Consider the following 7,971-nt stretch of genomic DNA (forward strand, 5'->3'; position numbering starts at 1 on the left):
GAGCCGCAAAAAGACTGTCCTCTTCCATGGCATTCACCTCCCGTGTACTCTAAATTTTATTATACCATGAAAAAGGGGACTGTTGCAGAGCAACAGTCCCCTTGGGTCGCAGGCGGATTCCTTCGTCCCCTTACTCCCCCATCTTCGTCTTGAACAGCCGGTTCAGCTGATAGAGCCGGGCGTGGTTGGGAATGATGTACACGTAATCTCCGCCCAGGAGCACGGTATCCGCCTGGGGAATCATGTCCTGGTCTCCCCGCCGGACGCAGACCACCAGGGCCCGTCCCGGCAGGCGGATTTCCTGGAGGGTCTTCCCTTCCACCCGGGAGCCCCCCTCCACAGCGATTTCCACCAGCATCTGTTCTGCCGGAGCTTCCAGGATGTTCTTCACCTTGGGATTGTTCCGGAGGGCCCGTTCCAGCATGGCATCGAAAATAGGCGTATCATGGACCAGTTCTCCTGCTGCATAGGCAAAAAGAGTGACGATGCCCAGGGGCACCATATGGTAGAACCGCCCGGTCATTTCCAGCAGCAGCAGGATGGCGGTGACCGGTGCCCGGACGGACCCGGCGAACAGGCCGGCCATGCCGAACACCACCATGTTCAGCCTGTAGGCTTCCGGCAGGATTCCCAGCTGGACCAGCAGGTTCCCGTACAGACCGCCCACCAGGGACCCCAGCACCAGCATGGGCTGGAGGCTGCCCCCAGGGGCACCGGACCCGGTGCTGAGGATGGTGAAGATGAATTTCCCGATGAGGATCACCAGCACCAGGCTCAAGGTCCCTTCCAGGCTCACCATGGCTTCGATGATCTCGTCCCCGGCTCCCAGCACCTGGGGCAGCAGGTAAGTGAGGGGAATGGTCAGCAGCAGGGGAAAGGCGATCTTCATCCAGGGCTTCCGGAACACCGGCAGGCTGTAGAACTTCCCGATGCCCAGGGAGCCTTTGTTGAAGGCCACCCCGATGAACCCGGACACCAGTCCCAGGCCGATTACCTGGGGCAGCAGTTCCACCGGCAGGATGGGCATGGGGGGAATAGCCAGCACCGTCTCCACCCCGAAAACCCAGTGGACCAGCACGGTGGTGGTCATGCAGGCCATCAGAGTGGGAGCCATGACCACAGCAGACAGGTTCTTGTGGATGGCTTCCATGGTAAACATGACCCCGGCCATGGGGGCGTTGAAGGCGGCGGCCAGGCCCGCTCCGGCTCCGCTGCTGATGAGAGCCCGTTTTTCCAGGTTGGTGTTGTTCAGGGCATTGCCGATGCCCTGGCCGGTCATGGCCCCGATCTGCACCGAAGGCCCTTCCCGGCCCATGGACAGCCCGGCCCCGATGCCCAGGGAGGTATCCAGAAGCTTCACCAGGATCACCCGGGCCCAGTGGGTGCTTTTTTCCAGGCCCAGTACGATCCCCCGGACCTGAGGGATGCCGCTGCCTCCGGCAATGGGGGCCCAGCGCACCAGTGCGGCGATGATCACCGCCGCCAGCAAAAGGCAGGCCACCCAGATCAGGGTATAGGCAGGAGGTACATTCTGGAGGAAAGTGACCATCCTGGCCCGGTTTTTAGCCACAAAGCCCAGGCACAGCCGGAGCACCGTTATGCACAGACCGGTGGCGATTCCCACCAGGATCCCTTCAAAAGCCAGTTTCAGTTTCAAGTTGGGAATGTGGAGCATACCCTGGAGGGTCTTCTCCTTTTCCTGCCCGTTCATTACAGATCCTTAAAAAGACCGGTGAAGTCCAATGTGGCGAAATAATCCTTTTCCGTTTCCGCCCGGCGGAGCAGTTCCACAGAACCGTCTTCCTTCAGCAGCAGTTCCGCACACCACAGCTTGGCATTGTAGTTGTACCCCATGGCAGAACCGTGGGCCCCGGCATCGTGGATGAAGAGATAATCCCCTTTGTCGATTTTCGGCAGTTTCCGGTCGATGGCGAATTTGTCGTTGTTTTCGCACAGGCCCCCGGTAACATCGTAGGTATGGTCGCAGGGTTCATTTTCCTTCCCCAGCACCGTAATGTGATGGTAGGCCCCGTACATGGCCGGACGCATCAGGTTGGCGGCACAGGCATCCACTCCCACATATTCCTTGTAGATGTGTTTGAAATGGAGGACCTTGGTGACCAGTGCCCCATAAGGCCCGGTGACGAAGCGGCCCATTTCCGTAAACAGAGACACATTCCCCATGCCCGCCGAAGTCAGCACTTCTTCATAGACCTTCCGGACCCCTTCCCCGATGACCGCAATGTCATTGGGGGTCTGTTCCGGCCGGTAAGGGATCCCCACCCCGCCGGACAGGTTGATGAAGTCCACGGCCACACCGGTTTCCTTCTTCATGTCCACCGCCAGCTGGAACAGCTGTCGGGCCAGTTCCGGATAGTATTCATTGGTCACCGTGTTGCTGGCCAGGAAGGCATGGATGCCGAAATGCTTCACCCCCTTGGCCTTCAGGATCTTGAAAGCCTCCCGGAGCTGATCCCGGGTCATGCCGTATTTGGAATCTCCCGGATTGTCCATGATGTCGTTGCCCAGAGCAAAGACACCCCCGGGGTTGAACCGGCAGCAGATGGTTTCAGGAATGGCCGCCACCTGTTCCAGGAAATCGATCATGGTGAAATCGTCCAGGTTGATGATGGCTCCCAGTTTGTAGGCTTCCTGCATATCCTTCACAGGGGTATCGTTGGAAGAGAACATGATCTCATGGCCTTTGAACCCGCATACGTCGGACAGCAGCAGTTCCGGATAGGAGGAGCAGTCGGTGCCGCAGCCTTCTTCCTTCATGATTTTCAGGATCCCGGGCAGGGGCGTGGCCTTCACGGCAAAATATTCTCTGAACCCCTTATTCCAGGCAAAGGCCTTGTTGATGCTGCGCACCGTATCCCGGATGCCCTTTTCATCATAGACATAGAACGGTGTCGGATATTTTTCTGCCAGTTTTTCCACCTGTGCTTTAGTGATAAATGGAACTTTTTTCATAATCGGTTTAAACCCCCTCAATTTGGCTGATGTCTCAGCTGAGCATCATACGGTCGTTGTCCAGTGCAGAGCCGGACGCTTTTTCAAACAGGGCCAGCAGATCCGGAATGGTCAGTTTGGCCTTTTCTTCTGCATTCACATCCACCACGATCCGGCCGGCGTTCATCATGATCAGCCGGTTGCCGAAGCGCAGGGCATCTCTCATATTATGCGTAATCATGAGAGATGTCAAATGGTCCCGTGCAATGACCTTTTGGGTCATGTTCAGCACCTTTTCTGCTGTTTTGGGATCCAGAGCGGCGGTATGTTCGTCCAAAAGCAGGATCCTGGGCTGGTTCATGGCCGCCATCAAAAGGGTCAGCGCCTGCCGCTGGCCTCCGGACAACAGCCCCACCCGGCTGGTGAGCCGGTCTTCCAGGCCCAGGTCCAGTTCCTTCAGCATCTCCCGGAATCTTTCCCTGTCGCTGTCCTTCAGGGCCCAGGAAAGCCCGGGAGTCTTACCCCGGCGGGAAGCAATGGCCAGGTTTTCTTCGATCATCATCCCGGCAGCCGTACCCATCATGGGATCCTGGAACACCCGGCCGATGTACCGGGCCCGTTTGTGTTCCGGCATCTTACTTACGTCCACCCCGTCGATGAGGATCTGTCCCCCGTCAATGGGGAATACCCCGGCAATGGAGTTCAAGAGGGTGGATTTCCCAGCCCCGTTGCCTCCGATGATGGTAATGAAATCTCCCGGTTCCATGTGCAGGTTCACATCGGTAAGGGCCTTTTTTTCGTTCACCGTCCCCGGGAAGAACGTTTTGGATAAATGTTTGATGTCCAGCATCAGATTCCCGCCTTTCTGCTTTGGAACTTCCCTTTGACCATGGGCAGGCTCAGGGCAATGGCCACCAGCACCGCCGTAAACAGTTTCAGGTCATTGGGCGGCATCCCCATCTGGAGCACAATGGCGATCACCAGCCGGTACACAATGGAGCCCAGGATCACGGAGATCAGGGAATTTTTGAAGCTGCGGGTACCGAACAGCACTTCCCCGATGATCACAGAGGCCAGGCCGATGACGATGGTCCCCACTCCCATGCCCACATCAGCGAATCCGTTGCTCTGGGCCACCAGGGCACCGGCCACGGCCACCAGGGCATTGCTGAAGAACAGGCCAATGAGCAGCATGATGTTGGTGTCCACCCCCTGGGCCCGGATCATCTGGGGATTGTACCCGGTAGCCCGGATGGCCGCCCCGATTTCCGTACCGAAGAACCAGTACATGAGCACGGAAAACAGCACACAGGCCAGGACGCCCACCAGGAGCACCGCCTGGGAATAAGCCACTCCGAAAGTGCTTTCCACCAAGGTAAAGGCGGTATCCTTCCCCAACAGGGACACATTGGCTTTGCCCATGATCCGCAGGTTCACGGAATACAGGGCGATCATAGTGAGGATCCCGGCCAGCAGGGCAGGGATCCGGAGTTTGGTGTGGAGCAGTCCGGTAACCACCCCGGCCAGTCCTCCGGCCAGGGCGGCAGCCAGGATGGCGGTCACCGGGTTCACATCCTTCACCAGCAGGGTGACGGCCACAGAGGCCCCCAGGGGGAAGGATCCTTCCACGGTCAGGTCCGCAATGTCCAGCACCCGGAAAGTGATATAAACACCCAGGGCCAGGAGAGACCACAAAAGGCCCTGGGAAACAGTCGGCAGTAACAGATCGATCATGGGTTATTTGGCTCCTTTGGCTTCTTTCAGGATATCATCGGGCACCGTCAGCCCCAGTTTTTTGATCTGGGCTTCGTTGAGAGTCACGGTGAAGGTTTTCTGGGACTGGATGGCCATGTTCTGAGGTTTGGACTTGCCGGACAGGATGTCCGCCGCCATTTCCCCGGTCTGGAAGCCCAGCTTGTAGTAGTCGATGCCCAGGGTGGCCACCCCGCCGGCCTTGGTCATCCCTGCTTCCCCGCAGAACACGGGGATCTTGGCTTCGTCGGTGATCTTGATCAGGTTGGGCATGGCGGAAGCCAGCACATTGTCCGTAGGCACGTACAGGGCATCCACTTTCCCCACCAGGCTCTGGGCCGCCTGCTGGATGTCGTTGACACTGGACACCGTGGCTTCCACAGTCTTCAGTCCCCGGGCCGCCGCGGCTTTTTTGGCCAGTTCGATCTGGAGCTGGGAATTCACTTCACTGGAATTGTAGATGAAGCCCACGGTCTTGGCTCTGGGCATGATCTTTACCAGCAGGTCGATCTGGGCCTCCACCGGGTTCATGTCCGTGGTGCCGGTGACGTTGGTGCCGGGCTGGTTGTTGTCCTTCACCAGTTTGGCCACCTTGTAGTCGGTGATGGCGGTGCCCACAATGGGAATCTCTTTGGTGGCGTTGGCCATGGTCTGGGCCGCCGGGGTGGCGATGGTGCACACCAGGTCCACCTTGTTGCTCACGAACCGCTGGGCAATGGTCTGGAGATTGGACTGATCCCCCTGGGCGTTCTGTTTGTCGAACTTGATGTTCTTCCCTTCTTCAAAGCCCTTGGATTTCAGGCCGTCCACAAATCCCTTGTTGGCTGCATCCAAAGCCGGGTGTTCCACCAGCTGGAGGACCCCCACCTGATAGGTCTTGTCCTTCCCGGACTGTTTCGTATCTCCGCCGCAGCCGGCTGCTCCCAGCATTACGGCAATCATGGCCAGAGCGGCCGCTGCCTTCCAACTTTTCTTCATGATCCTTCCCCTCCCGCTTTACTTCACAAGGGAGGCACCCTTCAGCACATCTTCCGGAAGGGTGATTCCCAGTTCTTTGGCCGTGGTTTCGTTGATGGTCACTTTCATGTCCTTCTGTTTTTCAATGGGCATGGTCTGGGGTTTGGCTTCCCCTTTCAGGATCTTAGCTGCCATGAGACCGGTCTGGTACCCCAGTTTGTAGTAGTCGATGCCGATGGTGGCCAGGGCCCCGCTTTTCACCACGCCCTCTTCTCCGCAGATCACCGGGATCTTGGCCGGGTTGGTGATCTTTGCCAGCACCGGCATGGCAGAGGCGATCACGTTGTCCGTAGGCACGTAGATGGCGTCCACCTGGCCCACCAGGCTCTGGGCGGACTGCTGGATATCGTTGACGCTGGAAACCGTGGCTTCCCGTACGGTGAGCCCCTTTGCTTCCGCCAGTTCCTTCATTTTCTTCACCTGGATCTGGGAGTTGATTTCGCTGGAATTGTACAGGATGCCGATGGTCTTGGTCTTGGGCACGATCTTCAGCAGCAGATCCAGCTGCTTGTCAATGGGGTTCATATCCGTGGTACCGGTCACATTGGTGCCGGGTTTTTCCGGATCCTTCACCAGCTTGGCTTCCTTGTAATCGGTAATGGCCGTGCCCACAACGGGGATGTCACGGGTCACATTGGCCACAGTCTGGGCCGCCGGGGTAGCAATGGCACAGATCAGGTCCTCCTTGTTGTTGGCGAACCGCTGGGCAATGGTCTGGAGGTTGGACTGGTCCGCCTGGGCATTCTGCCGGTCCAGGGTCAGGTTCTCCCCTTCCTTGAAGCCTCCGGCGGCCAGGCCGTCCACAAATCCCTTGTTGGCGGCGTCCAGGGCCTGGTGTTCCACCAGCTGGACCACCCCCACCTTCACGTTCTTCTTGTCCCCTGTTTTCTGGGTACCCCCGCAGCCTGCCGTCAGTCCCACGGCCAGTGCCGTCAAGAGGAGGAACCCTTTCTTCCACAGCTTCATCTCTTCCATCCTTCTTTCCTTCTGATTTCCCTTTGCTGTTTCCGGGATTGCTGTTTGGTCTATTGTTCCATTCTAACATATCCCGGCCCCGGGAGCAACGAAACGGGGCATTTCGCCCCGTTTTTTTCTGTGCATCTTTTTATTTTGTAACATACACCCCAGATTTTACAAAGTCACGAAAAAATTAATCTCCCAGCAGGGTACATAGGGATGGCGGCGGAGATAGATTTTGTACTCCGGCACCAGGTTCCACAGTTCCAGGGGAATCTCCCACAGGTCATCGTCGTGGTGATAGCCTGCCAGGAGCATTTTGGGCCGGCAGCGGCGGATCACCCGGGCCCCTCCGGAGAGGGCCTCCCTTTCCACCCCTTCCACATCCATTTTGAGACAGGTCAGGGGCCGGTCCCCCACCAGATCATCCAGACAGGTCACCGGCAGGGTCTTTTTTCCGTTCTGTTCCAGGGCGGACATCCGGCCGCCCCGGGCGGCAAAGGGCAGCTCCGCCGGCTGGGCCCAGATTCCTTCCGGTGACAGGCTGCACCGGCCCAGCTGTTCCGTTTCCACGTATTTCTGGAGCTTGGCGAAGTTCTTCGGATCCGGTTCCACTGCATACAGATGGTCATAATGGCCCCCGGTGAGCTCCAGGAATTCCCGGATGGTGTCCCCGTTGTAGGCTCCCAGGTCCCCGTAGCTTTCCTTATCCGTAAAGGAAAACAGGGTCTCCAGATCCCGGCGCCGGTCCGTGGTCCGGGACAGGTACTCCAGCTTCCCGGTGATTTTGTACCGGAGGATATCCTCCATTACCTGCCGGCTGGCATCATCCGCCAGCTTGCCGTACACCCGATCCAGCACTCCCCGGTTTTCCCGGATCCAGGCCGGGGTCACCAGGTTGGTATCCCCGAACAGGGGCAGATGAGGGGCATAGGTTTCCTGCTCCTCCCCCAGATGGAAGAACCGCCGGAGGATTTCCGGTCGTTCGCTGGCAAAGGCGATGAGGATCACAAAGGACCCCAGTTCTGCCTTCATTTCCTTATAGGTCTTCACTTTGTAGCCCCGGAACTCCTGGCCCCGGACAAATTCATCACTGGCAAAGACCCCGGCCACCGGGATGCCCAGCCGGCCGCAGCGGTCCAGGATGGCATCCGCCCCGTTGCCCATGCCGTAGAGCACAATGGGCTTTTTGACCGTCTGGAGATAGTCCCACAGATAGGGTTCCTGATCCAGTGCTTCAAGATTTTTCATGGTTGGTTCCTTCCTTTTCTGCCGCCGGTGCCGGAGGGACCG

At 58.2% G+C, this 7,971-nt stretch carries 7 protein-coding genes; all 7 read right to left on the reverse strand.

The window, feature by feature from the left end:
* Positions 1–130: 130 nt before the first annotated feature.
* The 7 genes from QVO43_RS00870 to QVO43_RS00900 all read right to left on the reverse strand — a co-directional run bounded on the left by QVO43_RS00870 (position 131) and on the right by QVO43_RS00900 (position 7,929).
* Positions 131–1,711, reverse strand: a complete 1,581-nt coding sequence (locus QVO43_RS00870; RefSeq protein WP_022486741.1) for a ClC family H(+)/Cl(-) exchange transporter — start codon at positions 1,709–1,711, stop codon at positions 131–133.
* On the reverse strand, positions 1,711–2,973 hold the full coding sequence (locus QVO43_RS00875; RefSeq protein ID WP_022486742.1) for a diaminopimelate decarboxylase family protein: 1,263 nt from the start codon (positions 2,971–2,973) through the stop codon (positions 1,711–1,713). The genes QVO43_RS00870 and QVO43_RS00875 overlap by 1 nt, the downstream gene beginning before the upstream one ends.
* A gap of 34 nt (positions 2,974–3,007) precedes the next feature.
* On the reverse strand, positions 3,008–3,802 hold the full coding sequence (locus tag QVO43_RS00880; protein WP_022486743.1) for an ABC transporter ATP-binding protein: 795 nt from the start codon (positions 3,800–3,802) through the stop codon (positions 3,008–3,010).
* Positions 3,802–4,686: an ABC transporter permease gene (locus tag QVO43_RS00885; RefSeq protein WP_022486744.1), complete on the reverse strand. Its 885-nt coding sequence runs from the start codon at positions 4,684–4,686 to the stop codon at positions 3,802–3,804. The genes QVO43_RS00880 and QVO43_RS00885 overlap by 1 nt, the downstream gene beginning before the upstream one ends.
* A gap of 3 nt (positions 4,687–4,689) precedes the next feature.
* Entirely contained in the window at positions 4,690–5,682 is a 993-nt protein-coding gene (locus QVO43_RS00890) for an ABC transporter substrate-binding protein (protein ID WP_022486745.1), read from the reverse strand.
* A gap of 18 nt (positions 5,683–5,700) precedes the next feature.
* Complete coding sequence (locus QVO43_RS00895; protein ID WP_288174255.1) at positions 5,701–6,696, reverse strand: ABC transporter substrate-binding protein; 996 nt, start codon at positions 6,694–6,696, stop codon at positions 5,701–5,703.
* Positions 6,697–6,852: 156 nt separating this feature from the next.
* A complete protein-coding gene (locus QVO43_RS00900; RefSeq protein WP_022486747.1) occupies positions 6,853–7,929 on the reverse strand; it encodes an FkbM family methyltransferase in 1,077 nt (358 codons plus the stop codon).
* Positions 7,930–7,971 lie beyond the last annotated feature (42 nt).

Origin of the sequence: Acidaminococcus sp. CAG:542 (assembly GCF_000437815.1) — a bacterium.
Classification (GTDB): Bacteria; Bacillota; Negativicutes; order Acidaminococcales; family Acidaminococcaceae; genus Acidaminococcus.